Below are 25,297 nucleotides of genomic sequence, written 5' to 3'. Positions count from 1 at the left end.
CGGCATCGCGTAGTCTTCCCCTCGTCCACAAAACAGTGTCTGGGGGAAACAGTAATGCTCGGTGTCATCCTCGCCGCCACCACCGCCGTACTCGCCACGCCCGTCGCCGGGCTGCTCGGCCACCGAGCCGTGCGGCGCTCGGCGAACGCCGCACTCATGCGGATCGACGCGCCGACCGGCATCGACGAGCAGGGCTTCGTCCGCATCGGCGGGATCGACCAGTGGATCTCGATCCGCGGCGAGGACCGCACCAACCCCGTCGTCCTGGAGGTCCACGGCGGCCCCGGGGCCGCCCACTCCCCCTACGGAGCCCGCACCCGGGAGTGGGAGAAGCACTTCACCCTCGTCCGCTGGGACATGCGCGGCGCCGGCCTGACCTTCGCCCACGCCCCCGCGGAGCAGGGCGGAGCGGTCACCTTCGCCCGGCTCTACGAGGACGCCCTGGAGGTCACCCGGTACGTCCTGGACCGGATGCACGTGGACCGGGTGGTGCTGATGCCGAGCTCCTTCGGCACCACCTTCGGCCTCCGACTGGTCCGCAACCACCCCGAGCTCTACTCCGCGTACGTCGGCACCGACCAGAACATCCAGGAGGCGGGCCGGGACACCTCCGCCTACGAGGGCACCCTGGAGCGGCTGCGGGCCGCGGGCAGGACCAAGGACGTGGCGACGATCGAGGCGATGGGGCCCGACCCCCGGCGCTGGACCTCCGCGCAGCGGTCCTCGTACGACAAGCTGTGCGCCGGCAGCGACCCGCTGACCCTGGACACGGTCAAGAAGGTGATCATCGGCTCGCTGTGGCTGTCACCGCTCTACACCCTCGGCCGGATCAAGGCGTACTTCGGCGGTCAGGGCTTCTCGGAGTCCGTCACCGAGGGAGCGTCGGAGTTCGACGACCTGGCCGACGGGACCCGCTTCGAGATGCCGTTCTTCATCTTCCAGGGAGCGCTCGACGTGATCACCCCGGCGGCGCGCGCCAAGGCGTACTTCGACGTCGTCGAGGCACCGGCGAAGGCCTTCGAACTGATCGAGGGGGCCTCCCACTTCGCCGCGCTCCGCCGCCCGGACCGCTTCCTGGACCTCCTCCTGACCCATGTCCGACCGGCGGTCACCACCGCCGACCGTCAGGGAACGGCCACCGCCGCGTCCTGAGCCCGTAACGGTCCGTCAGAAGTTGCTCCCCACCGGCTCCGCCGAGCACGGCCGGCACCGCGCAGCCCGGCGCCAGTACCGATGCCGGTGCCGGTGCCGACGGCACGGTGGCATGCAACGACAACGACCTGTCGATCACCACATCGGTCTGGCGCCAGGACCCGGGGCAGCACCTGCTCATCACGGCCACCAACTTCACCGACAAGCCCTGCACGCTCTACCGCTACCCGTACATCGGCTACCAGGACCGCGCCCTCCAGAGCAACAAGGAGTCGGCGATGCTGGACGTCGCCCTGTCCAAGGAGATCGGCTCGCTCAACGTCGCGGCCGACGCCCGGGTCACGTACTGGAACCGCGACCTCGGCGCCGTCGAGGACCTCCTGTTCAGGTCGGGCACCCGCTAGGCCGAGCCCTCGGCCGGAGCCCGGCCCGTCAGCGCCGCCAGGCTGGAGCGGACGTGGTTCATGTGCGCCCGCATCTCCTCCGCCGCCTCACCGTGCTCCCGCAGGATCCCCCGTGTCTCGCGCCCGATCCGCTCCTCCGCCACCCGCGCCTGCGCGACCAGCTCGGCGGCCCGCGCCTCCGCGTCCTCCTGCCCGTGCCGCGCCGACTCCTCCGCCTCGGCGAACTCCCGCCGCGCCTCCGCCAGGCGGGCCTCGGCGTACCGCTCCAGCTCCGCGTGGCGCGCCTCCAGGTCCGCCTCCCGCGCCGCCAGCTCCCGCTCCGCCGCCTCCCGGCGCTCCGCCTGCTCCTGCTCGCGCTCCGCCCGCTCCGCCTCCACCCGCCGCCGCGTCTCCGCCAGCGCGGCCGCCGCCTGCGCCCGCCACGCCGCCGCGTCCTCCCGCGCCCCCGACCGCAGGTCGTCCGCCTCGCGTTGCGCCCGCAGCAGCCCCTGCCGGGCCCGGACCTCCGTCTGCTCGCGTACCGCCTCCGCGTCGCCGCGCGCGAGCTCCGCCGCCCGGTCGGCCCGCGCCTCGGCCGCGCCGAGCGTCGCCGAGGCGTCCACCCGGGCGTCCGTCCGTACGGCGTCCGCCTCTTCCTCCGCCAGCAGCAGGATCCGGCGGGCCCGCTCGCTCAGTTCGTCGTACGTCTGCGGAGCCAGCGCGGAGACCGCCGCCCGCAGCCGCGCCGCGTCCGCCTCCATCTGCTTGGCCAGGACCGTCAGCCGCGCCACCCGCTCCCAGGCCTCGTCCCGGCTCCCGGAGAGCCGGGCGAGATACCGGTCGACCTCTTCCATGCGGTAGCCACGACCGCGCACGGTCGCAAAGGGTGCACTCATCCTGGATGCGCCTCTCTCGCGGGGATTCCCGTCAAGGATGCGCCATTTGATCCCAGAAGCCGGAATGGCCGGGCCGAGACCCTGTTCGAAGGTCCCGACCCGGCCATCCAGCCGATCACACGATCACTCGATCAGCCGGTCAGAGCAGTCCGTCCCACATCTGCTCCAGCAGCACCGACCACCAGCTCTCCGGCGAGGACAGCGCAGCGCTGTCGAGCCCCGCGAGATTCGCCTGGAAATCGACGGTCCAGCGGCCCGCCTGCTCCGGCGTCAGATGCTGGCGCAGCCGCCACATGTGACCCAGCATCGCCAGGGAACGTACGAACTGCGGCAGGCTCGAATTCACGAACTGCGGCGGTACGGGAGCACCTCCCGGGCCGCCTTCCACCGGCACCGCCACGATGTGCGCCGTGCCGTACTGCACGCACAGGGCCTTGCCGAAGTCGCTGCCGACAACCAGGTACGAGCCCGCGTCCGAGGCCGGCTGCACCCCCCGCTGCTGCGCCAGCTCGGCCAGCGTCGGCACCGGCTGGCCCGGCACCGCCTGCGCCCAGAAGAACGGCCCGAAATCGACCGGCAGACCCGACCACATCAGCGTCTGCGCCACGATCTCCGGCACACCCTGACGGGACACCGCCCGCTGGTCGAAGCGGAACACGCCCTGCGGGCCGAACGCGGCCGTCAGCTCCTGCGCGATGGCCTCCAGCGGGATCGCCGGCTGCAGCGGGACCTGCGGCAGCGGAGCCCGTACCGGCGCAGGGCGCGCCGGACCGTCCGCCACCTGGTGCAGCTCGCCCTGGTGGGTGAGCAGGTGCCGCATGCCCTGCTGACGGCCCGCGTGGTCCTTGCCGTACGGGGCCACGCTCGTGATCCGCACCTGCGGCCAGGTCTCCCGGATCATCCGGGCGCAGTAACCGCCGGGCAGCTCACAGGACTCCAGCTCGGTGTGCAGCTCCAGCACCTGCTGCGGCGGCACGTTCATGGCGCGCAGCTCGTAGAGGATCTGCCATTCCGGGTGCGGGGTGCCGGGCGCCGAGCGGCGGATGAGCTGCTGCTCGGAGCCGTCGGGCGCGCGGTAACGGAGCACGGCCTGGTAGCCGGGGCCGACGGTGGGCGCACCGGTCGGGACCGGGGGCTGCGCGCCGGCACCGGGACCACCGGGACCACCGGGACCACCGGGCACGCCGGGCGGCGGGCCGGGGGGCCCGGGCGGCTGCACCATGGCGGGGCCGGCCAGCATCGTGGCGGCGTGGTCGAGCCCGCCACCGGGGGCGCCGGGCGCACCGGGGGCCGCAGGCGCACCGGGCGGACCCGGAGGCTGCGGTACGCCGGGACCCGCGAGCATGGTGGCGGCGTGATGGGCCCCACCATCGGGAGCCCCAGGAGCCCCAGGAGCCCCGGGCGGACCGGGAGGCGCGGGCGGCTGACCGGTGACGGCCGGACCGGCCAGCATCGTCGCGGCATGGTCGAGCCCACGGCCCAGCGACCCCGGAGCACCCGGCGGACCGGGCGGACCGGGCGGCTGGGGCGCACCAGCTCCGGGAGCCCCCGGCGGACCGGGAGGCGCGGGCGGCTGACCGGTGACGGCCGGACCGGCCAGCATCGTCGCGGCATGGTCGAGCCCACGGCCCAGCGACCCCGGAGCACCCGGCGGACCGGGAGGCGCCGGCGGCTGACCCGCGCCCGGAGCGCCGGGCGGACCGGGCGGCTGCGGGACACCGGGGCCGGCCAGCATCGTGGCGGCGTGGTCGAGCCCGCCACCGGGGGCGCCGGGCGCACCGGGCGGACCCGGCGGCGTCGACGGCCGGGAGATCCGGGCCTTGCTGGTCGGCGCGTCCGCGATGTCGCTCGCCACCGAAGCGCCCTGCGAGCCGCCCTGCGAGCCGCCTTGCGAACCGCCGGCCGCATCGCCCGGCGAACCCAGCGCGGGCACGACCGCGGTCCGCGGCAGCTGGCTGCCGCCCGGCATCAGCGTGGTCTTCGCCTCCGGGGCCACCCCGGACGACGGCGCGTCCTCCAGGTCCGACCCGGACAGCGGCGGCGCGAACACGGTCGCGGGCAGCGGTACGGACGCGTCGTCCGCACCGGAGTTCACATCGGTGCCCGCCCAGGGCGTGGCACCGGTCGGCACCGCGGGCGCGGCCGGAGCCGGGGCAGGGGCCGTCGCCGGAACCCCGTCGTTGGCCGTGGGCTCGTACGGGATCTCGCCCCCGCGCCGCAGCGGCACGGCCTCGACGGGCGCCGGTGCCGGTGCCGCGGGAGCCGGTTCGGGCTCGGGCACGACGTCGACGGGCGCGGCCGGAGCCGGCGCGGGCGTCGACCTCGGCGCGATCCCCGCCCGGTCCGCGGCCTCCTGCAGCCACTCCGGCGGGCTGAGCATGAACGACGTCTGTTCCGAGTCGATCCGCGGCTGCGGGACCGAAGCCTCCGAAACGGCCGCGGCCACGGCCCCGTACTCCTCCTCGTACCGGCGGATCACCTCACCCACCGGCAGTCCCGGCCACAGCGTCACCTCCCCGCTGTCCCGCGCGATGACCAGCCGCTGCCGCCCACCACCGGACACGGGACCGGCCGCGCGGTCCTCCGCCCACACCACGAAGCCGAGCCCGAACTCCCGTACGCGCACCTCGCGGTGCTGGTACGCGGGCACGTCCCCGTTGATCCACTCCTCGGCGCGCTCCTGCGCCTGCGCAAACGTCACCATCGCGCGCTCACCCCTCCACCGGTGCCGAACCCGACACCGGAACCGAACGTGCGAATCCGCCGTCCACCATCAGACCAGCCACCGTCTCCAGCTCGGGCGGGTTACCGGCCAGCCTCTCGAGGAAGGCGTCGAAATCGGCACCGCACGGCAGCAACAACCGCTCCACGCGCTCCTGGACCGACCAGCCGTCCCGGTCGCGGGCATCGTCGTACGGGGAGAACCACACCGAGCCGATGCCCTCACCCTTGACCTTCAGCGCGAGCAGCCCGCCCTGGGCGAAGGCCACGCACAGGTAGTCCTTCGTCAGGTGGTCCCGCAGACACTTGTTGACGTAGACGAGATCATTGATCGCCGCCTCCTCACGCACCGTGAAGAACGGCTGGTCCACCAGCAGACCGAGGTCCACGTCCAGGCCCGCGCCCACCGGCGCGCAGCCGCCCGCGGCCTTCAGGAACGAGCGGTACGCCTCCGGCAGCCGGTAGCCGAGGTCCTCCTCGACGCCCTGGACCTGCTCCTCGGCGACCGACACCACGGACTTGGGCAGCCCCAGGTGCGCCGGGCGCACCTCCTGCAACGGCCGCGTCCCGCGCTTGTCGTGGTCCACCGGAGCCGTCGCCAGGCCCGCGTGATGCCGCAGGAGGGCCTTCACCTCGACCGGGACCAGCTCCATGCGCCGCGAACCCGCCACGTGGTGCCAGGTCCAGCCGTGCGGTGTCGCCACCGGCCCGACCGTGTCCCACAGCTCGTGCCCGGCGGCCTTCATCGCCGCGTTCGCGGACACGTAGTCCGTGAGCCGCAGCTCGTCCACGCCGAAGCCCTCCGGCGGTTCGGCGATCTCGACCGCCGCGCGCGCGTAGGCGGAGAAGTCCGGATGCCCATTGCCGTCCATCCGCACCCCGTGGGGATGCCGAGCGGCCCGGACCGGGTCCGGGAAATGCACGACCTGCCCCGAGTAAGCGGCGTTGGGTGGCGCGGCCTGCTGCCCGAGCCGACCTGTCGTCATGGCGGTAGCCCCCTGCTGGATCTGGCTGGTTCACCACAGCCTATGCGCTGGGGCAAGAGCCTTACCCGCACCCGACCGGCGCACCCGCCCGAGGGCCAGGAACATCCGAATTGATACGAATATTCGACCCAGCTTCCGCATGACAGGTGACGTTTGACAGGCTGTCCCCGCGGCACGGGGGCGTGCGCGACAGCGGTCACCACCGCCGCCACGGGAGGGAAAGCGCGACCATGCACCACACGGCAACACGTACAGAATCCGGCGACACCGCGCCGAACGCACCGGGCGCACCGGGTGTGCCCGGCTCCGCAGGACCGGCCGGAGAAGCCGCCGGCCCCGTCGGCGACCCCCGCCTGCGCTGGAGCAGCACCGACGGCCGCCCGGCCGTGCCCGTCCTGCGCTTCCGCCGGGACGGCATCCTCCCCACCGTCGCCGCCGCACTCTCCGTACGAGGCGAAACCCTCACCGGCACCGCCGGCAAGGCCGATCAGCCGCCCGTGCTCCACCCGCTCGTCCAGGACTTCCTCGACACCCTCACCAGCGGCCAGCGCGAACGGTTCACCGGCCGGTGCCCCGAGGCGATCCTGCTCTCCCGCCACCTCACCGCCGTCGAGGGCGCCCGCTCCCGGCGCGCCTCCCGCAAACCCCTCTCCCCGACCGAAGCCCGCCGGTCCCTCAAACACGCGAAGATCACCGCCCGGCGCATCCGCGAGGACGGCGACCCCCTCCACGGCAGCTACGCAGCCCCCTGCCGCTCCTGCGAAGCACTCCTCGCCCACTTCGGCGTACGCTCCGTCGACCTCACCCCATCCGAGTAGCCATGACCAGCGCCTCCGCCTCCTACGACCGCTCCTCGGCCACCCGGTTCCCGGTCGCCGTGGACTCCGCCCTGCGCACCGCCGGCTGGGAGCCGGGCCGGTGGGACATCAAGCAGGCCGAGTACTGGGCCGACGCCCTGCGTGACCACACCACGCCCGCCGGACACCGGCACACCGTCTTCCCCGCCGCCGTCGAGGCCTGGGCCGAGTTCGGCGGTCTGACGGTCGCCGGGCAGGGCCCCGGCCGCCAGATCGCCCCGACGCCCGTCCGGATCGACCCGCTCACCGGACTCCACCTCGCGCGCACCTTCGCCGACCTCGGCCGGGCCCTCTCCACCCAGCTCTGCCCGCTGGGCGTCGAGGCCGACGGTGCCTCCCACCTCGCGCTGGATCGCGAGGGCCGCGTCTACGGCATCGACCACACCGGCGACTGGTACCTCGGCTCCAACGTCGACGAGGCCCTCACCCTCCTCCTGACGGGCCTCCAGCCGACCCGCCTGACCACGTAGCTCGGCGGGTCGGTGGTGCCGGGGCTCTGCCCCGGACCCCGCGCCTCAATCGCCGGCGGGGCTGGGTGGTGTGGGGCGGTGCCCCGCCGGAGTGTCTCCTCGGCTCGCGCGGTGCGGCATGTCGCGGCGGTACCCGGTGGTGCGCGCTCGTCCTGCGGGGACACTCCGCCGTGTCCCCACCCCACGGCGAGGCTCCGTCAGTGCCCCGAAGCCGGCCCGACGCGTGGGGAGCGGGGACGGGGAGGGGTGTCCCCGCAGGACGAGCGCGCAACCACCGAGAACAACCGAGACACGCCCGCACGCGCCGAGCCGAGGAGACACCCCTCCCCGGCCCCGCGCACCGACCCGCACCGCACCCGGACCCCGGCCCGCAGGCCGGTGCGGACCGGCCGGGACCCGCCCGGCGGGACCGGCTCGGCGGTGGGCCCGGAGGGGTCCCGGGGGCACCCGGACTGCTTCCCCCGCGGGAGCGGACCGGCGGGTCCGGGGTGCCCCCGGCTGTCACCGTCACCCCCGCGGGAGCGGAATGGCGGTCGGGAGGACCGCCGAGACGCGGAAGCCGCCCGCGTCCGTCGGGCCCGACACGAACACCCCGCCCAGGCCCAGGACGCGCTCCCGCATCCCGACCAGCCCGTTCCCCCCGCTGGGCAGGCCCGGCTCGGGGGCCTGACCGTCGCAGGGGCCGTTCTCCACCTGCATGGCCACCTCCCCCGCCCGGTGCGCGAGCCGCACCACGACCCGCGCGCCCGGAGCGTGCTTGTGGCAGTTGGTGAGCGCCTCCTGCACCACGCGGAACGCCGTCTGCTCGACCTCCGCCGCGTACGCCGCCCACTCGCCGTGCACCAGCATCTCCACGGCCATCCCCGCCGCCCGCGACTGCCCGACCAGTGCCTCCAGCTCACCGAGCGAGGGCCCGTCCTCCGTGCCGCCGGCGAACGCGACGGCGGGCACCGCGGGCACGGCCTGCACCGGAGCCGGGGCCGGGGCCGGGGCCGGCTTGGGCGGCGCCCGGAGCACGCCGAGCATCTCGCGCAGCTCCGTCAGCGCCTGCCGCCCCATGTCCCCCACCAGCGCCGCGTTCTTCGCCGCCCGCGCCGGGTCCTTGACCGCCACCGCCTCCAGCGCGGCCGCGTGCACCACCATCAGCGACACCCGGTGGGCCACCACGTCGTGCATCTCCCGCGCGATCCGGGTGCGCTCCTCCGTACGGGCCCACTCGGCGCGCTCCTCCGCCCGGTCCGCCAGCAGCGACAGCTCCCGCTCCAGCGAGTCCGCCCGCTCCTGCAGGCTCTCCATCAGCCGCCGCCGGGCCCCGATGTAGAGCCCGAACAGCACCGGCGGCACGGTCAGCGCCACCGCGACGAACCCGGACAGCACGACCACGAGCGTCGTGTCGGCCTCGACGTCCCCGCGGGTGCGCAGGTACATCACGACGAAGGTGGCGGCCAGTGACATCGATGCCAGAGTGGCCGTGATCCGCCGGGGCACCTCGGAGGAGGCCAGCGTGTACATCCCGACCACCGCGAGCAGGAATCCCATCGCGGCCGGGGACACGGCGATCCCGACGAGCACCACGGCGATCGGCCACCGCCGCCGCAGCACGAGCGTGGCCCCCACCACGAACCCGAACAGCACGCCGACCGCCGTCGGCAGCCCCGCCTCGGCGGCGAAGGGCACGCCCTCCCACGCGCACTCCAGGGCGGACACCCCGCCGAGCACCACGTCCCCCACGGCGTCCCGCCGCCGCACCCACCACAAAGGCGGGCCGGCCCGGCCTTCGACTTCCCCCGTTTTGGTCATGCCGTCCAGCGTACGGGCGGGCTTCGTGGCGCCCCGGGGAAATACCCGCCACCGAAAAGGCGGGGACGGGTACCGTCGCGGTGAGGGCAGGTGGTACGGCATAGTAGGGACGGCCAGCTTGATCGGTACGCCGAAATGTCCGATTAGGCCACATTCACTATCCCCTGTGGTGTAATTGGCAGCACTGAGGCTTTTGGTGCCTTATGTCCGGGTTCGAGTCCTGGCGGGGGAGCTGCTCGATTCCGGGTCCGGACCTTCACGGTCGGGACCCGCGTTCGTTCGGGGGCACCGGCACCCCGGTATCCTTCACGGGTCCACCCCCGAAGCCGAAGGGCATCCCCGTGAGCGCCAACCGCCCGGCAGCCGTCGTCGTACTCGCAGCGGGTGAAGGCACCCGCATGAAGTCGGCGACTCCCAAGGTTCTCCACGAGATCTGCGGGCGCTCGCTCGTCGGTCACGTCGTCGCCGCCTCCCGTGAACTGGACCCCGAGCACCTCGTCGTGGTCGTCGGGCACGCCCGGGAGCAGGTCACCGCGCACCTGGCCGGCATCGACGCCGATGTCCGCACCGCCGTCCAGTACGAGCAGAACGGCACCGGGCACGCCGTCCGCATGGCCCTCGAAGAGCTCGGCGGCGGCATCACCGGCACCGTGATCGTCGTCTGCGGCGACACCCCGCTGCTGACCGGGGAGACCCTGGCCGGGCTCGCGCGGACGCACGAGGAGGACGGCAACGCCGTCACCGTGCTGACCGCCGAGATCCCGGACGCCACCGGCTACGGACGCATCGTCCGCGACGCCGGCGGCGCCGTGACGGCCATCGTCGAACACAAGGACGCCTCCGACGCCCAGCGCGCGATCCGTGAGATCAACTCGGGCGTCTTCGCCTTCGACGGCGCCCTGCTCGCCGACGCCCTCGGCAAGGTCCGTACCGACAACAGCCAGGGCGAGGAGTACCTCACCGACGTCCTCGGCATCCTGCGCGAGGCCGGGCACCGCGTCGGCGCGGCCGTCGGCAGCGACCACCGCCAGATCCTCGGGATCAACAACCGCGTCCAGCTCGCCGAGGCCCGCGCGCTGCTGAACGCGCGCCTGCTGGAGCAGGCCATGCTCGCGGGCGTCACGGTCGTCGACCCGGCCGGCACCTTCATCGACGTGACGGTCACCTTCGGGCAGGACGCGATCGTGCACCCCGGCACCCAGCTGCTGGGCACCACGCACATCGCCGAGGGTGCCGAGGTCGGCCCCAACACCCGGCTCAAGGACACGCACGTGGGCGCGGGCGCCCGGGTGGACAACACGGTCGCCGAGAGCGCGGTCGTGGGCCCGCAGGCGAGCGTGGGTCCCTTCGCGTACCTGCGCCCCGGCACGAACCTCGGCGCCAAGGCCAAGGCCGGCACGTACGTCGAGATGAAGAACGCGACGATCGGCGAGGGCACCAAGGTCCCCCACCTGTCGTACGTGGGCGACGCGACGATCGGCGAGTACACCAACATCGGCGCCGCGAGCGTCTTCGTGAACTACGACGGTGAGCACAAGCACCACACCACCGTCGGCTCACACTGCAAGACGGGTTCGGACAACATGTTTGTGGCTCCCGTCACCATCGGGGACGGCGCCTACACGGCCGCCGGCTCCGTGATCACCAAGGACGTGCCGCCCGGCGCCCTGGCCGTGGCCCGTGGCCAGCAGCGGAATATCGAGGGCTGGGTGGCCCGCAAGCGTCCGGGCAGTGCGGCTGCCGCGGCAGCACAGTCGGCGGCCCCGGAGGACGCCGAGCGCCCCTGAGGTGAACTGACCGGAAACAGGTACGCCCGCGACGGCGTACCGTGATAGGTGCACGCAATTCGGCTGGCTCACCGTGTGCGGGACGGACGCACATGGGGGCGAGCAGCTTCAACACGTCTGAGGAGACTGTGCTGTGACCGGGATCAAGACGACCGGCGAGAAGAAGCTGATGCTCTTCTCCGGCCGCGCCCACCCCGAGCTGGCCGAGGAGGTTGCGCACCAGCTGGGCGTCGCCCTCGTGCCGACCAAGGCTTTCGACTTCGCGAACGGCGAGATCTACGTCCGCTTCCAGGAGTCGGCTCGCGGCGCGGACTGCTTCCTGATCCAGAGCCACACGGCTCCGATCAACAAGTGGATCATGGAGCAGCTGATCATGATCGACGCGCTGAAGCGCGCGTCGGCACGCTCCATCACCGTGATCGTCCCGTCCTACGGGTACGCCCGCCAGGACAAGAAGCACAAGGGCCGCGAGCCGATCTCGGCCCGCCTGGTCGCCGACCTGCTGAAGACCGCGGGTGCGGACCGCATCCTCACGGTCGACCTGCACACGGACCAGATCCAGGGCTTCTTCGACGGCCCGGTGGACCACCTTTCGGCCCTGAACGTCCTCGCGGACTACGTCGGCGCCAAGGTGGACCGTACGAAGCTCACGATCGTGTCCCCGGACGCCGGCCGTGTGCGCGTGGCCGACCGCTGGTGCGACCGTCTGGACGCGCCGCTGGCGATCGTGCACAAGCGCCGCGACAAGGACGTCGCCAACCAGGTGACCGTCCACGAGGTCGTCGGTGAGGTCAAGGGCCGCGTCTGCGTCCTGGTCGACGACATGATCGACACCGGTGGCACCATCTGCGCCGCGGCCGACGCGCTGTTCGCGCACGGCGCGGAGGACGTCATCGTGACGGCCACGCACGGCATCCTGTCGGGCCCGGCGGCCGACCGCCTGAAGAACTCCAAGGTCAGCGAGTTCGTGTTCACGAACACCCTGCCCGACCCGTCGGACCTGGAGCTCGACAAGATCACGGTGCTGTCGATCGCCCCGATGATCGCGCGCGCCGTGCGCGAGGTCTTCGAGGACGGTTCGGTCACCAGCCTCTTCGAGGAGCAGCAGTAACCGCAGCGGTGACCGCCCCGCGGTAGATCCTTTTGGTACGGCCTCCCCTGCCGGGTACACTCCATGAGTTGCTCGGCGAGGGAGGCCGTACCTGTTTCCGGTACGGATGCTCCGTTATCGACGCGCTCTTCGTAGCAGGCCGTTTCGGCCGGGTGACTTCCGTCCATTTCCGTCACCCCACGAGGAGTGAGCATGTCCGAGGTCAAGCTTTCCGCCAAGATCCGTGACACCTTCGGCAAGGGCTCCGCCCGTCAGGCCCGTCGCGACGCCCTGACCCCCGCCGTCATCTACGGTCACGGCACCGACCCGAAGCACGTCAACGTCGACGCCCACGCCCTCCAGCTGGCGCTGCGCACCCCGAACGTCCTGATCTCCCTGGACCTCGGCGACGCCGGCACCGAGCTGGTCATCCCGAAGGCCGTGCAGAAGCACCCGCTGAAGCGCTCGATCTCCCACGTCGACTTCCTGATCGTCAAGAAGGGCGAGAAGGTCACCGTCGACGTCGCGATCGTCACCGAGGGCGAGCTGGCCGCCGGCGGCAACATGCTGGAGACCCTCCAGAACACCATCTCCGTCGAGGCCGAGGCCACGCACATCCCGACCGAGGTCACCGTCTCCATCGCGGGCCTCGAGGCCGGCGCCACCATCCACGCCTCGGACCTGGTCCTCCCGAAGGGCACCACCCTGGCCGTCGACGGCGACATCGCCGTCCTGCAGGTCGTGGCCCCGCAGGCCGAGGAGCCGGCCGCCGAGGCCGCCGAGGGCACCGAGGCCTGAGCCTCGCCCCACCCCCTCAGCAGTTGCTGACCGACCGCCGTCCGGCTCCACTGGAGCGGGACGGCGGTCGTCTTCGTAGAGGAACCGAGGAGCTTTTGATGTCGGACGACGCGGCGCCCTGGCTGATCGTGGGCCTGGGGAACCCGGGACCGGAGTACGCGGGCAACCGCCACAACATCGGCTTCATGGTGGCCGATCTGCTGGCGGAACGCATCGGCGGGAAGTTCAAGGCGCACAAGGCCCGGGCCCAGGTGGTCGAGGGCCGTATCGGCCCGCCGGGGCCGGCGAACCGCCGGGTGGTGCTGGCCAAGCCGATGACGTACATGAACCTGTCCGGCGGCCCGGTGACGGCGCTGCGCGACTTCTACAAGGTGCCGCTGGAGCGGATCGTCGCGGTCCACGACGAGCTGGACATCGACTACCCGACGCTGCGCCTGAAGCTGGGCGGCGGGGACAACGGGCACAACGGGCTGAAGTCGATGACCAAGTCCATGGGCCCGGACTACCACCGGGTGCGGTGCGGCATCGGGCGGCCGCCGGGCCGGATGCAGGTCGCGGACTTCGTGCTGAAGGACTTCTCCTCCACGGAGCGCAAGGAGCTGGACTGGTTCGTGGACCGTGCCGCCGACTCCGTGGAATGCCTGATCCAGGAGGGCCTGGAGCGCGCCCAGTCGGCGTACAACTCCTGACGGACACGAGGAAGCCCCCGCACCGGCTGGTGCGGGGGCTTCCTCATGTCCAGGGGCGTCCGGGGCCCCGTGGGTGTTCAGCCGGTGTTGCGCAGGCCCGCGGCGACGCCGTTGACCGTGAGGAGCAGGGCGCGGGCGAGCAGCGGGTCGGCTTCCTCGCCCGCGGCGGCCGCGGCGCGCTGGCGGGCCAGCAGGGAGACCTGGAGGTAGGAGATGGGGTCCAGGTAGGCGTCGCGGACGGCGAAGGTCTGCTGGAGCACCGGGTTCGAGCCGAGCAGCTCCTCGGCGCCGGTGATGCGCAGGACCTCGCGGACGGTGAGCTCGTGTTCGGCCTCGATGCGGGCGAAGACGTGCTTGAGGTGGTCGGGCACCAGGGTGTCGACGTAGTGGCGGGCGATCCGCAGGTCGGTCTTGGCCAGCGTCATCTCGACGTTGGACAGGAAGTTGCGGAAGAAGTGCCAGCGTCCGCCCATCTCGGCGAGGACGTCCTCCTGTCCGGCCTCGCGCAGGGCCTTGAGGCCGGAGCCGACCCCGTACCAGCCGGGGACGATCTGCCGGGACTGGGTCCAGCCGAAGACCCACGGGATGGCGCGCAGGCCGTCGAGGCCGGCGCCGGAGTCGGGGCGGCGCGAGGGCCGGGAGCCGAGGTGCAGGTCGGCGAGCTGGTCGACGGGGGTCGCGGCGAAGAAGTACGCGGGCAGGTCGGGGTCCTCGACGAGCTCGCGGTACGCGGCGTGCGCGGCGTCGGAGACGACGTCCATGGCCGCGTCCCAGCGGGTGAGGGCCTCGTCGGACTGGCGGGGCGCGGTGTGCAGGGCGGAGGCCTGCAGGGTGGCCGCGACGGTCAGTTCGAGGTTCTCGCGGGCCAGTGACGGGACCAGGTACTTGTCGGAGATGACCTCGCCCTGCTCGGTCACCTTGATCTCGCCTTCGAGGGTGCCCCAGGGCTGGGCGAGGATCGCGTCGTGGGAGGGGCCGCCGCCGCGGCCGACGGTGCCGCCGCGGCCGTGGAAGAGGCGCAGGCGCACGCCGTAGCGGTGGGCGACGTCGCGCAGCCGGCGCTGGGCGCGGTGGATCTCCCACTGGGAGGTGGTGATGCCGCCGAACTTGGAGGAGTCGGAGTAGCCGAGCATGACCTCCTGGACGTCGCCGCGCAGGGAGACGAGGCGCCGGTAGGAGGGGTCGGCGAGCATCTCGTCGAGGATGACGTCGGCGGCGCGCAGCTCGTCGGTGGTCTCCAGGAGCGGGACGATGCCGATCTTGGCCCAGCCGGTGTGGAGGTCGATCAGGCCGGCCTCGCGGGCGAGGACGGCGGCGGCGAAGACGTCGTCGGCGCCCTGGCACATCGAGATGATGTAGGACTCGATGACTTCGGGGCCGAACTTCTCGAAGGCGTCCTTGATGGCGCCGAAGACGCCGAGGGTCTTGGCTCCGGCGGCGTCGAGCGGGGCCGGGGTGGGGGCCAGCGGGCGGCGGGAGCGCAGTTCCTTGGCGAGGAGCTTCTGCCGGTACTCGCGCGGCATGTCGGCGTAGCGCCAGGACTCCTCGCCGAGGCGGTCGAAGAGCTGGCCGAGGGCGTGGTGGTGGGCGTCGGCGTGCTCGCGTACGTCCATGGTGGCGAGCTGGAGCCCGAAGGCGGCCAGGGTGCGGATGGTGCGGTCCATGCGGCCGTCGGCGAAGAGCGCGCCGCGGTGTTCGCGCAGGGAGGTCTGGATGAGGGTGAGGTCGGTGAGCAGCTCGGCGGTGCCGAGGTAGTCGCGGCCTTCCTCGTGCGGGATGCCCTTGGCGAGGCGCTCGCGGGTGTTGAGGAGCTTCTGCCGGATGCAGGTGGCCTTGAGGCGGTACGGCTCCTCGGCGTTCAGCCGCTTGTAGCGCGGGCTGATCTCGGGGAGGCGCTCCAGGTCGGCCTGGAGGGAGGCGAGGAGTTCCTCGGTGGCTCCGGTGTAGCGGATGGAGTTGGAGAGGAGTCCGCGCAGGTAGTCGATGAGTTCGAGGGCGTCGGTGATGCCGTGCTCGTGCTGGAGGATCAGCACGTCGCGGGTGACCTCGGGGGTGACGTTGGGGTTGCCGTCGCGGTCGCCGCCGATCCAGGTGCCGAAGGTCAGCGGGCGGGTGCCGGCGGGGATCTCGACGCCGACGCGCTGGAGCTCGGCGGCGAGGTCTTCGAGGACGTCGCCGACGGCGCCGGCGTGCAGCTCGTCGAGGTAGTAGATGGCGTTGCGGGCCTCGTCGGCGGGCTCGGGGCGCACGACGCGCAGTTCGTCGGTCTGCCAGACGAGGTCGATGTTCTCGGCGAGGCGCAGGTCGTGGCGGCGGCGGTCGCCGGCGCCGGTGACGGGCTCCTCCAGCAGCGTGGCGATGCGGCGCAGCTTGTTGAGGACGCTGCGGCGGGCCGCCTCGGTGGGGTGTGCGGTGAAGACGGGGCGGACGTTGAGGTTCTTGACCGTCTCGCGCAGGTGTTCGGGGTCGGCGTCCTTCAGCATGTCGGCGGTGCGGGCGAGGAGCCCGCCCTCGGCGGCACGGTGGGCGCGCAGTTCCTTGCCGCGGTGCACCTGTTCGGTGACGTTGGCGAGGTGGAAGTAGGTGGAGAACGCGCGCACGAGCTTGGCGGCGGTCTCCAGGTCGGTGTCGCCGAGCAGGGCGGCGGCGGCCTCGCCGTCGGTGCGGGTGAGGGCGCGGACGCGCTCGACGAGGTCGAGGAGGTCCTGGCCCTCCTGGCGTACGAGGGTTTCCCCGAGGAGGTCGCCGAGGCGGCGGATGTCCGCGCGCAGTTCCGCGTTGGCGGTGGCGGCCGGGGTGACGGGGGCCTGGCCCTGGGGGGCCTGGTCAGCACTGCTCACAGGTGCGGCTCCTTGCAGTGTTCGAGCGCTACTGGGCGGTGGGCTCCCGGCGGCGTGCGGCGATGCCTTCCCAGGACTCCGTCCGGGGGCGGGATCTCCGCTCCTGATGCGCAGCTCGGGCTGCCCGTGCGGACCGCGCTGTCCGACGGGATCCAGGATAGGTGTCGGACGCGTGTGCCTGGACAAACGTCTCATCAGGCGGCGCGTGAACACCTCGCGCGCGCTCCTCCTCCCGGCGCTTCCCCTCTTGCCTGCGTACCCGGCTTTGCCATACTTACGATGCCGTAGGTTACGGGTCCGTAGGGTTCATGACCCGGGAGCCCGCCGACTTCTCTCACCCCCCAGGGGACACCCATGACCACCAGTCCCGATCTGATCGAGGGTGCCTCCGCACCCTCCGACACGTCCGAGCCGTCCGCGACACTGGGCGGCGAGAACAAGCGCTCCATCGAGCAGATCGCTCTGCTGCTGTTCATCACCGTGCCCTTCGTGGCCCTGCTGGCGGCGGTTCCGCTGGCCTGGGGCTGGGGGGTGAGCTGGCTGGATCTGGGCCTGATGGTCTTCATGTACTTCCTGGCCTGCCACGGGATCACCATCGGTTTCCACCGCTACTTCACGCACGGTTCCTTCAAGGCGAAGCGGCCGCTGCGGATCGTCCTCGCCGTGATGGGGTCGATGGCGGTGGAGGGGCCGCTGGTGCGCTGGGTGGCGGACCACCGCAAGCACCACAAGTTCTCCGACCACGAGGGTGACCCGCATTCGCCGTGGCGGTTCGGGGAGACGCTGCCGGCCCTGATGAAGGGGCTGTGGTGGGCGCACATCGGCTGGCTGTTCGACGAGGAGCAGACCGATCAGCAGAAGTACGCCCCCGACCTGATCAAGGACCCGGCGATCCGCCGGATCTCGCGGGACTTCATCTTCTGGACGATGTTCTCGCTGGCGCTCCCGCCGCTGGTGGGCGGTCTGGTGACGATGTCCTGGTGGGGCGCGTTCACGGCGTTCTTCTGGGGCTCCCTGGTCCGGGTCGCGCTGCTGCACCACGTGACGTGGTCGATCAACTCGATCTGTCACGCGGTGGGCAAGCGGCCGTTCAGGTCCCGGGACCGCAGTGGCAACGTCTGGTGGCTGGCGGTGCTCTCGTGCGGGGAGTCCTGGCACAACCTGCACCACGCCGACCCGACCTCGGCGCGGCACGGTGTGCTGCGCGGCCAGGTCGACTCCAGCGCGCGGCTGATCCGCTGGTTCGAGCAGCTGGGCTGGGCGACGGACGTCCGCTGGCCGTCGGCGGCCCGCATCGACGCCCGGCGCAGGGAAAACGAGTCGAACGCGGCATGATGGGGGGCGTGGCGATCGACGGCAGTAATTCCAGCAGCGACAAGCCCAGGCGCGGCCGCCGGGTCAGGATGACGGGCGCGGAGCGGCGCCAGCAACTGCTGGACATCGGCCGGACCCTGTTCGCGGAGAAGGGCTTCGAAGGCACCTCGGTGGAGGAGATCGCGGCGAAGGCCGGGGTGTCCAAGCCGGTGGTGTACGAGCACTTCGGCGGCAAGGAGGGCCTGTACGCGGTCGTCGTGGACCGGGAGATGCGCCAGCTGCTGGACGGGGTGACGGGTGCGCTGACGGCCGGGCACCCGCGGGAGCTGCTGGAGCAGGCGGCGTTCGCGCTGCTGGACTACATCGAGTCGTACACGGACGGTTTCCGGATCCTCGTGCGCGATTCCCCGGTCGCCCAGTCGACGGGCACCTTCGCCTCGCTGATCAGCGACATCGCCACGCAGGTCGAGGACATCCTGGGTCTGGAGTTCAAGGCGCGGGGCTTTGACCCCAAGCTGGCCCCGCTGTACGCGCAGGCGCTGGTCGGGATGGTGGCGCTGACCGGGCAGTGGTGGCTGGACGTGCGCAGGCCCAAGAAGGCGGAGGTGGCGGCGCACCTGGTGAATCTGGCCTGGCACGGGCTGGACGGGCTGGAGTCGAAGCCTCAGCTGGTGGGCCGGCGCAAGAACTGAGCCCTTCACGTACGACGCGACGACACGACGGCGCCCCGTCACCGGATCTCCGGTGACGGGGCGCCGTCGTGTCGTACGCCTTATGCGCAGGGTTCCAGCGCTGCCGGTTCCGGGCGGTGCCGTTCCAGGAATTCGAGCCGGTTGCCGACGGGGTCCTCCGAGTAGAAGCGGCGGTGGCCCGGCAGGTCGTCGTCCCAGACCACCTTGGCTCCCCGCTCCCGCAGTCTGCTCGCGTACGCCTCGATGTCGGTCACCCGCAGCCCCGGATGGGCCTTGCGGGCGGGCCGGAAGTCCTCCTCGACGCCGAGGTGCAGCTGGACGGGCCCGGCTTCGAACCAGCAGCCCCCGCGGGCGGCGAGGACGGGCGGCTTGGGGATCTCGGTCATGCCCAGGACGTCCGTGTAGTACGCGCGGAGCCGGTCCTCCGAGTCCGGCGGCGCGGCGAGTTGCACGTGGTCGACTGCGGTCAGCACGGTCATGCCTCCTTGCGGGCTACGGCGAAGATGCGGCGGAACGGGAAGACGGTGCCGCGCGGGCCGGTCGGATAGGCCGCGCGCAGCCGGTCGCGGTATTCGGTGAGGAAGGCGTCCACGGCGTCGCGGTCGTCGCCGAGGGCGGTGAGGACGGGGCGCAGGGCGGTGCCCTTGACCCAGTCGAGCACGGGGTCGGGGCCCTGGAGCAGTTGGTGGTAGGTGGTTTCCCAGATGTCGGCGGCGCAGCCGAGCTCGGTGAACCGGGCAAGGTATTCGGCGGGTTCGAGGAGATGGATGTAGCGGGCGCCGTGACCGGCGAGCCGGGCCCGCCAGCGCGGCGTGTCGCACTGCTGCGCAAGCAGGGCGTGGCTGGGGGCCGTGAAGTTGCCGGGAATCTGGAAGGCGAAGGTGCCGCCGGGGCGCAGGCCGTTGATCCAGGCGCCGAAGGAGCCGGGGTGGCCGGGGACCCACTGCAGGGCGGCGTTGGAGACGATCAGGTCGTAGGGCTCCTCGGGGAGCCAGGTGGCGAGGTCCCCGTGGCGGAAGTCGAGGCAGCCGCCGCCGGGGGTGGACCCGGCGTACTCCTCGGTGGCGCGGCGGAGCATCTCCGGGGAGAGGTCGAAGCCGGTGATGCGGGCCTCGGGCCAGCGCTCGGCGAGGAGGGTGGTGACGTTGCCGGGGCCGCAGCCGAGGTCGGCGATGCGGGCGGGGCTGTGGGGGAGCTCGGGTATGCGGGTGAGCAGGTCGAGGAAGGGCCGTGTGCGGTGGCCCGAGTGCCGGAGGTACTGCTGGGGATCCCAGGTGGGGGCGGATGGCGCGGTGGACGTGGGGGTCCCGGCGCGCGCGGTATCGGAATACATGTTCGAGCCTCCCTGCTGGCGGGGCGATCGGAAGCGGAATCCGTTCCGGCCCCCTCCATGCCCCATGCTCGCTTCATTTATATCTCGATGTCAAGATACTCGTGATCGAGATACTCGGTATGAAGAGACTTCACATCGACAGACCCCGTACACTGATCGGCATGGAGGACGAGGTCGACCGACTGGTGGCGGCATGGCGGCGGGAGCGCCCTGACCTCGACGTGGAACCGCTCGAGGTACTGAGCCGTGTCAGCAGACTCGCGCGCCATCTGGACCGCGCCCGCAGGCTGGCCTTCTCCGAGCACGGCCTGGAGCCGTGGGAGTTCGACGTCCTGACGTCGCTGCGCCGCGCCGGCGCGCCCTACCAGCTCTCCCCCGGCCAGCTGTTGACCCAGACCCTGGTCACTTCCGGCACCATGACCAACCGCATCGACCGGCTCGCCAAGAAGGGCCTCGTCGAACGGCTCCCGGACCCCAGCGACCGCCGGGGGGTCCTGGTGCGGCTCACCCCCGAGGGCCGGGACCGCGCCGACCAGGCCCTCGCCGGGCTGCTGGCCCAGGAACGGGCGATCCTGGCCCAGCTCTCGCAGAGTCAGCGCGGCGATCTCGCCGGGCTGCTACGCCAGTTGACCGCTCCGTTCGACAACATCCCCGGCTAGGTCCGCCGGTCGTACGCCGGCCCGCCGGGCCAGGGCCACCGCGGCCAGCGTGGAGTGCACCCCGAGCTTGCCCAGCACGTTCTGCATGTGGGTGCGGACGGTGTGCGGGGACAGGAACAGCCGGGCCGCCACGTCCTTGCGGCCCAGCCCCGCCACCATGCAGCGCAGCACCTCGTGCTCGCGCGGGGTCAGCGACTCCACCAGCCGCTCGCTGTCCGTACGGTGCTTGCGCGCCGCGGTCAGCTCCCGGAGCACCCCGGTGAGCAGGGCGGGCGGCAGGTGGGTCTCCTCGCGCAGGACCCCGCGGATCACGGCCAGCAGCCGGGACAGCGAGCAGTCCTTCGCCACCCAGCCCGAGGCTCCCGCCTGGAGGGCGAGGGCGGCCCGGCGGGGGTCGTCGCGCTCGGCGAGCACGACGGTGCGGACCCCGGGGTGGGACACCCGCACCCCCGCGACCAGCGCGATCCCGTCCGAACTGGGCGGCGGTGGCCCGGAGCCGGACTCCCGCTGGGCGGGCACGGCCCCCGGGACCGCGCCGAGATCGGCGTCGACCAGCAGGACGTCGAAGCGGCGGCCCTCGGCCGCCGCGCGTTCGAGGCAGCGCAGCGCGGCGGGGCCGCTGCCGGCCGCGGACACGTCCACGTCCGGCTCGGCCGCGAGCGCGGCTGCGAGCGATTCGGCGAAGATGCGGTGATCGTCGACGACGAGAACCCGGATACGAACCACAAAACCCCCAAGGGTAGGGGAACGGACGACGGCGGGTACGGCGCCCGGACCGGGTGATCCGCAGCTGCCCCGGCCGCCGCCGTGACATCTCTGCACTACCCCGGACCGGACGACGTACCCGACTTGTCTCGACCCCTGAATCAACACCGGCCCCCACCGGTGTCACGCATCAGCGTAGGGCCGGGGGCGTCCGGCGGTTGGCCGAATAGCAGAAGTTTTTCCGGGGATTTTCCGGCGCGGGCGTCCCGAATCCGCTTTGCGATGGCTTGAAATCGCCTGCCCTGAAGGTCCTGATGGCGGCTTCGGTACCGGCGTGTGCCGCGGGCAGTTGCACGGGGGGCATTTCACCCGGCGTGTGCACGCCGGGCGCCCGCGCACAGCGCCCGTCCGCAGCGCACGGCCGACACGCACACGCCCCCCGCACCGATCGGGGTGCGGGGGGCGCGCAGGGCAAGGGGAGGTCCGGACGGATACCGGAGGTTCTGGAGGTTCAGGAGGTGTGCGTACGCGCGAAGTTCCACGCGTCCGTGATGATCCCGGTGAGGTCCGAGCGGCTCGGGGTCCAGCCGAGGCGCTCGTGGGCCGTGCGCGCGGAGGCGACGAGCATCGCCGGGTCGCCGGCCCGGCGCGGCGCGACCACCTCGGGGATCTCCCGGCCGGTGACCTTGCGGACGGTCTCGACGACCTCGCGGACGGAGAAGCCGTTGCCGTTGCCCAGGTTGCAGATCAGGTGCTCTCCGCCGGTGGCGGCCCGCAGGGCGGCCAGGTGGGCCTCCGCGAGGTCGGCGACGTGGATGTAGTCGCGGACGCAGGTGCCGTCCGGGGTCGGGTAGTCCTCGCCGAACACCGAGATCGACTCCCGCTCGCCCAGCGCGACCTGGAGGACCAGCGGGATCAGGTGCGTCTCGGGGGTGTGGCGCTCGCCGAACTGCCCGTAGGCGCCGGCCACGTTGAAGTAGCGCAGGGACACCGCGGCCAGGCCGTGCGCCACGCACTCCCCCGCGATCATGTGGTCGACGGCCAGCTTCGAGGCACCGTACGGGTTGGTCGGCGCGGTCACCGAGGCCTCCGTCAGCAGGCCCTCCGTCGGCTCGCCGTAGGTGGCGGCGGTGGAGGAGAACACCAGCTTGCGCACGCCCGCCCCGCGCATCGCGGCCAGCAGGGCCAGCGTCCCGCCGACGTTGTTCTCCCAGTACTTGCCCGGGTTCACCACGGACTCGCCGACCTGCGAGGAGGCCGCGAAGTGCAGCACCGCCTCGTAGGAGCCGTCCACGTACCGGGCGGCGTCCTGGATCCGGCCCTCGATGAAGGTGGCGCCCTCCGGGACCCCTGCGCGAAAGCCCGTGCTCAGGTCGTCGAGGACGGTGACCTCGTGGCCGGCCTCCAGAAGGTGGGCCGCGACCACGCTGCCGACGTATCCTGCGCCACCGGTTACCAGGTACTTGCTCACTCGCCTACTGCCTCTCGCGGGGGAGCACGCGCGGGTACGTGCGCGTGCTTGGACACTGGCATACCCGATTCCGCGCCCACGGGGAAATCGGCCCCCGGCCCCGGCCGGTACGTCAGCCGCGCGCGACGGCGGACGGCATCGTGGGCAGTGCCCGGTCCAGCAGGCCGGTGCGGGCGGCCAGCGCGGCCGCCTCCAGCCTCGACCCCACGCCCAGCTTCATCAGCACCCGCTGCACGTGCGTACGGGCGGTGCTCGGGGCGATCTCCATGCCCGCGGCGATCAGCCGGGTGTCCTCGCCCTCGGCGACCCGGACGAGCACCTCCACCTCGCGCGGGGTGAGCAGCCGCAGCAGCCGGCTCCCCTCGTCGTCGGGCTGGGCGGCGGGGTTCAGCAGCTCCGCGAAGGCCCCCTGCAGCAGCTGCGGGGCGATCGCCACCTCCCCCGCCCTGGCCTTGGCCAGGGCCCGCTCGACGCCCTCGATGCGCTCGTCCTGGCGTACGTAGCCCGAGGCGCCGGCGGCGAAGGCGGCCGCGATCCCGCGCGGGCTCGGCACCGGGCCGAGGACGACCACGGCGATCTGCGGGCGCTCCCGCTTGATGCGGACGACGGGTTCGAAGACCCCGGGCTCGGCGGGGGTGGCGGTGCCGAGCAGGCAGACCTCCGGGGCGCGGCTGATGACCAGCTCGGCGGCGCCCGCCGCCGGGGCGGCCGCGGCCAGCACCCGGTGTCCGCGCAGCTTCAGGGCAGAGGCGAGTGCCTCGGCCAGCAGCCGGTGCTCGTCGACCACCACGACCCGTACGCCCATCGAGGAAACACCCCCCACCCTTCTGCCCCGGCAAGCTACACGCTTGTTCGACGGTGCGCGGGGGATACCGCGCAGAAGCCCCCGATCGGTACGGACCGTTCGGGGGCTTTCGGCGGTGCTGTGCGATATCGGCGCGGCCCGGTCAGCTCGCGGTGAAGGAGACGAAGAGGTACTCCGGGTCGGCCTTGTCCGAGTACGGCTTGGCGACCGTGGTGCGCGAGATGAAGAACTTTCCGTTGTGGTAGCGGTACTCGGAGTACTCGGGCGAAAAGCCGGTCTCGGCGCGCTGGCTCGCCTTGTCCGCCGGGTTCTCCATGAGGACGGTCTCCTTCATGGTCTTGCCGTCGATGCTGACGATCTGACCGCCCTTGTCGTACGGGGGGTTCTTGTAGGCGATGATGTTCGACCCGTCCATGCGCAGCGGGAACATCGTGTACCGCTCGCCCGCGTCGGCGCGGTCGGTGGTCTGCTTGCCGGTCTCCAGGTCGAAGGAGAGCAGCTCGTTGGTGCGGCCGCTGGAGGCCTGGCCCTGGTGCTCGTACGACGGCAGGTAGAGCTTGCCGTTGCCGACCACCATGTTCGTGCACTTCTCGACCTCGGATCCGCACTTGCCGCCGAAGTCTCCGGAGGCGAGCGGGATACGGGCCTTCAGCTCGCCCTTGGGGTCGACGACGAAGAGGTCGCTGATGCCCGTGGCGTTCTTCGCGGTCTTGCCGACGTCGGCCGCCACGATCAGCGGCTTGGTGGCGACGATGTACGCGTCCTCGATGCCCTGGGAGAGCTTGTACGAGGCCGTGGGCGCACCGGTGGCCGGGTCGAGGAGCTGCCCGTACAGCGTGTAGTTGGGGCTCTGGCCGCACTTGCGGATGGCGGCGAGGGCCTCGCCGCCGCCGTAGCCCACGTCACGGCAGCCTTCGCCGTCGACCTTGGGCAGCCACAGGGACTTGCCGTCGGCGAGGTTCCAGGCGGCGCCGCCCGCGGAGATGCCGGCCGCGGCGACCGTCTTGCCGCTGAGGGTGACGCTGGAGAACACGACGGGCTTGTCGCCGCCGGTGACGCTCTTGGCGTTGCCGGACCAGACGAGCTTGCCGCTCTCCAGGTCGATGACGCCGACCTCGGTGCACTGGATGTACTTGTTCTCGGGCGTCGGCTGGGAGGCCTTGAAGAGGACCGCCGCCTTGTTCTCGCTGACGTGCTTGGTCGCGCCGCAGAGCTCGCCGGGGAAGGGCAGCTCCCACTTCTTGCCGCCGTCGACGAGGTTGTAGCCGACGACCTTCGACAGATCGGACTTGATGTAGGTGGAGTCGGTCAGCCAGGAGCCGGCGACCACGGCGATCTCGGCCGGGACCGGGCTCGGCAGGTTGAAGAGCGGCTTCGACTTCGGGTTGCCGGGGACCTTCTCGGTGCCGGGCACGTGGTCCTGGGGCTTGTCGTTGCCCGGGGAGGCGCTCGGGTTGCTGTCGGCCTTGCTCCCGCCGCCGCTGTCGCCGGAGGTGTACCAGAGGCCGCCGCCGACGATGAGGACGATGGCCAGGACGGCCGCCCCGACGATCGTCAGCTGGGTGCGCTTGTCGTTGCCGCCGGCCGGGGCCGGGGCCGGGGGCTGCGGGGCGGGCACGGGCGCGCCTCCGGGTGCGCCGGGGGCCCCGTACGGCGACGGGGTGCCGGGCTGCTGCGGGTAGCCGTAGCCGGGCCCGGTCTGCGGGTACCCGTACGCGGGCTGGGCCGCGGTCGGTTCGGGCGGTGGCACGGGCGCGCCGAACCCGCCCGGCGGCGGGTCCTGGGGCGCACCGAAGCCACCGGACGGCGGCTGGCTGGGGGGCGGCGGGATACTCATCGGTTGCTGTTG

Annotated in this window: 22 protein-coding genes and 1 tRNA gene; 12 read left to right on the top strand and 11 right to left on the bottom strand. The window is 72.3% G+C overall.

The features are described from left to right. The first annotated feature begins 54 nt into the window (after positions 1-54). The gene (locus tag KO717_RS21865) at positions 55-1,152 is read left to right on the top strand and encodes an alpha/beta fold hydrolase (RefSeq protein ID WP_301370470.1); all 1,098 of its coding nucleotides are present in this window, start codon (positions 55-57) and stop codon (positions 1,150-1,152) included. Between the two features lie 107 nt (positions 1,153-1,259). Further along, positions 1,260-1,556: a DUF4232 domain-containing protein gene (locus KO717_RS21860; RefSeq protein ID WP_301370469.1), complete on the top strand. Its 297-nt coding sequence runs from the start codon at positions 1,260-1,262 to the stop codon at positions 1,554-1,556. Here KO717_RS21860 and KO717_RS21855 read toward each other — a convergent pair. The 3 genes from KO717_RS21855 to KO717_RS21845 all read right to left on the bottom strand — a co-directional run bounded on the left by KO717_RS21855 (position 1,553) and on the right by KO717_RS21845 (position 6,138). Beyond that, positions 1,553-2,431: a DivIVA domain-containing protein gene (locus tag KO717_RS21855; RefSeq protein ID WP_301370467.1), complete on the bottom strand. Its 879-nt coding sequence runs from the start codon at positions 2,429-2,431 to the stop codon at positions 1,553-1,555. The genes KO717_RS21860 and KO717_RS21855 overlap by 4 nt on opposite strands. A gap of 139 nt (positions 2,432-2,570) precedes the next feature. Continuing rightward, positions 2,571-5,135 carry an SUKH-4 family immunity protein gene (locus KO717_RS21850; RefSeq protein ID WP_301370466.1) on the bottom strand — a complete coding sequence of 855 codons (2,565 nt, stop codon included), beginning with the start codon at positions 5,133-5,135 and terminating at the stop codon, positions 2,571-2,573. 7 nt (positions 5,136-5,142) lie between these two features. After that, positions 5,143-6,138, bottom strand: coding sequence for an SMI1/KNR4 family protein (locus KO717_RS21845; protein ID WP_301370465.1), 996 nt, complete (start codon positions 6,136-6,138; stop codon positions 5,143-5,145). A 230-nt stretch (positions 6,139-6,368) separates the two neighbouring features. Here KO717_RS21845 and KO717_RS21840 point away from each other — a divergent pair, with 230 nt between their 5' ends. Continuing rightward, a complete protein-coding gene (locus KO717_RS21840; protein WP_301370463.1) occupies positions 6,369-6,956 on the top strand; it encodes a YwqJ-related putative deaminase in 588 nt (195 codons plus the stop codon). Between the two features lie 2 nt (positions 6,957-6,958). After that, on the top strand, positions 6,959-7,465 hold the full coding sequence (locus KO717_RS21835) for an SUKH-3 domain-containing protein (RefSeq protein WP_301370461.1): 507 nt from the start codon (positions 6,959-6,961) through the stop codon (positions 7,463-7,465). Positions 7,466-7,972: 507 nt separating this feature from the next. Here the strand turns inward: KO717_RS21835 and KO717_RS21830 are convergent. After that, on the bottom strand, positions 7,973-9,265 hold the full coding sequence (locus KO717_RS21830) for a sensor histidine kinase (protein WP_301370459.1): 1,293 nt from the start codon (positions 9,263-9,265) through the stop codon (positions 7,973-7,975). 160 nt (positions 9,266-9,425) lie between these two features. Between KO717_RS21830 and KO717_RS21825 the strand changes: the two genes are divergently transcribed. The 5 genes from KO717_RS21825 to pth all read left to right on the top strand — a co-directional run bounded on the left by KO717_RS21825 (position 9,426) and on the right by pth (position 13,629). Further along, positions 9,426-9,497: transfer RNA gene (locus KO717_RS21825), tRNA-Gln, on the top strand. 109 nt (positions 9,498-9,606) lie between these two features. Continuing rightward, positions 9,607-11,052 (top strand): bifunctional UDP-N-acetylglucosamine diphosphorylase/glucosamine-1-phosphate N-acetyltransferase GlmU, encoded by a 1,446-nt coding sequence (glmU, locus tag KO717_RS21820; protein ID WP_301370457.1) that lies wholly within the window; start codon positions 9,607-9,609, stop codon positions 11,050-11,052. Between the two features lie 133 nt (positions 11,053-11,185). Further along, complete coding sequence (locus KO717_RS21815; RefSeq protein ID WP_030008898.1) at positions 11,186-12,163, top strand: ribose-phosphate diphosphokinase; 978 nt, start codon at positions 11,186-11,188, stop codon at positions 12,161-12,163. A 192-nt stretch (positions 12,164-12,355) separates the two neighbouring features. Next, a complete protein-coding gene (locus tag KO717_RS21810; protein ID WP_301370454.1) occupies positions 12,356-12,940 on the top strand; it encodes a 50S ribosomal protein L25/general stress protein Ctc in 585 nt (194 codons plus the stop codon). 98 nt (positions 12,941-13,038) lie between these two features. Then, a complete protein-coding gene (pth, locus tag KO717_RS21805) occupies positions 13,039-13,629 on the top strand; it encodes an aminoacyl-tRNA hydrolase (RefSeq protein WP_301370452.1) in 591 nt (196 codons plus the stop codon). Positions 13,630-13,706: 77 nt separating this feature from the next. On the opposite strand, the gene ppc is transcribed toward pth, so the two are convergent. Further along, positions 13,707-16,469, bottom strand: a complete 2,763-nt coding sequence (ppc, locus tag KO717_RS21800; protein ID WP_301370450.1) for a phosphoenolpyruvate carboxylase — start codon at positions 16,467-16,469, stop codon at positions 13,707-13,709. A gap of 354 nt (positions 16,470-16,823) precedes the next feature. On the opposite strand from ppc, the gene KO717_RS21795 reads away from it, so the two are divergent. Continuing rightward, complete coding sequence (locus KO717_RS21795) at positions 16,824-17,804, top strand: acyl-CoA desaturase (protein WP_301370449.1); 981 nt, start codon at positions 16,824-16,826, stop codon at positions 17,802-17,804. After that, positions 17,801-18,475: a TetR/AcrR family transcriptional regulator gene (locus KO717_RS21790; RefSeq protein ID WP_189735476.1), complete on the top strand. Its 675-nt coding sequence runs from the start codon at positions 17,801-17,803 to the stop codon at positions 18,473-18,475. The genes KO717_RS21795 and KO717_RS21790 overlap by 4 nt, the downstream gene beginning before the upstream one ends. 80 nt (positions 18,476-18,555) lie before the next feature. On the opposite strand, the gene KO717_RS21785 is transcribed toward KO717_RS21790, so the two are convergent. Continuing rightward, positions 18,556-18,948, bottom strand: coding sequence for a VOC family protein (locus KO717_RS21785; RefSeq protein WP_301374658.1), 393 nt, complete (start codon positions 18,946-18,948; stop codon positions 18,556-18,558). Between the two features lie 2 nt (positions 18,949-18,950). Next, the gene (locus KO717_RS21780; protein WP_301370448.1) at positions 18,951-19,808 is read right to left on the bottom strand and encodes a trans-aconitate 2-methyltransferase; all 858 of its coding nucleotides are present in this window, start codon (positions 19,806-19,808) and stop codon (positions 18,951-18,953) included. Positions 19,809-19,969: 161 nt separating this feature from the next. On the opposite strand from KO717_RS21780, the gene KO717_RS21775 reads away from it, so the two are divergent. Next, positions 19,970-20,467, top strand: coding sequence for a MarR family winged helix-turn-helix transcriptional regulator (locus tag KO717_RS21775; protein WP_030659599.1), 498 nt, complete (start codon positions 19,970-19,972; stop codon positions 20,465-20,467). On the opposite strand, the gene KO717_RS21770 is transcribed toward KO717_RS21775, so the two are convergent. From KO717_RS21770 to KO717_RS21755, 4 genes are all read right to left on the bottom strand, one after another. Continuing rightward, the gene (locus KO717_RS21770) at positions 20,426-21,193 is read right to left on the bottom strand and encodes a response regulator transcription factor (protein WP_301370442.1); all 768 of its coding nucleotides are present in this window, start codon (positions 21,191-21,193) and stop codon (positions 20,426-20,428) included. The two genes, KO717_RS21775 and KO717_RS21770, sit on opposite strands and share 42 nt — an antisense overlap. Before the next feature lie 490 nt (positions 21,194-21,683). Next, on the bottom strand, positions 21,684-22,643 hold the full coding sequence (gene galE / locus KO717_RS21765) for a UDP-glucose 4-epimerase GalE (protein ID WP_301370440.1): 960 nt from the start codon (positions 22,641-22,643) through the stop codon (positions 21,684-21,686). A 112-nt stretch (positions 22,644-22,755) separates the two neighbouring features. After that, positions 22,756-23,448, bottom strand: coding sequence for a response regulator transcription factor (locus KO717_RS21760; protein ID WP_301370438.1), 693 nt, complete (start codon positions 23,446-23,448; stop codon positions 22,756-22,758). Positions 23,449-23,590: 142 nt separating this feature from the next. Then, the gene (locus tag KO717_RS21755) at positions 23,591-25,285 is read right to left on the bottom strand and encodes an outer membrane protein assembly factor BamB family protein (protein WP_301370437.1); all 1,695 of its coding nucleotides are present in this window, start codon (positions 25,283-25,285) and stop codon (positions 23,591-23,593) included. Positions 25,286-25,297 lie beyond the last annotated feature (12 nt).

Origin of the sequence: Streptomyces xanthophaeus (assembly GCF_030440515.1) — a bacterium.
GTDB lineage: Bacteria > Actinomycetota > Actinomycetes > Streptomycetales > Streptomycetaceae > Streptomyces > Streptomyces kutzneri.
The sequence above is the reverse complement of the archived record's forward strand: the minus strand, read 5'-3'. Positions and strand labels throughout refer to the sequence as shown.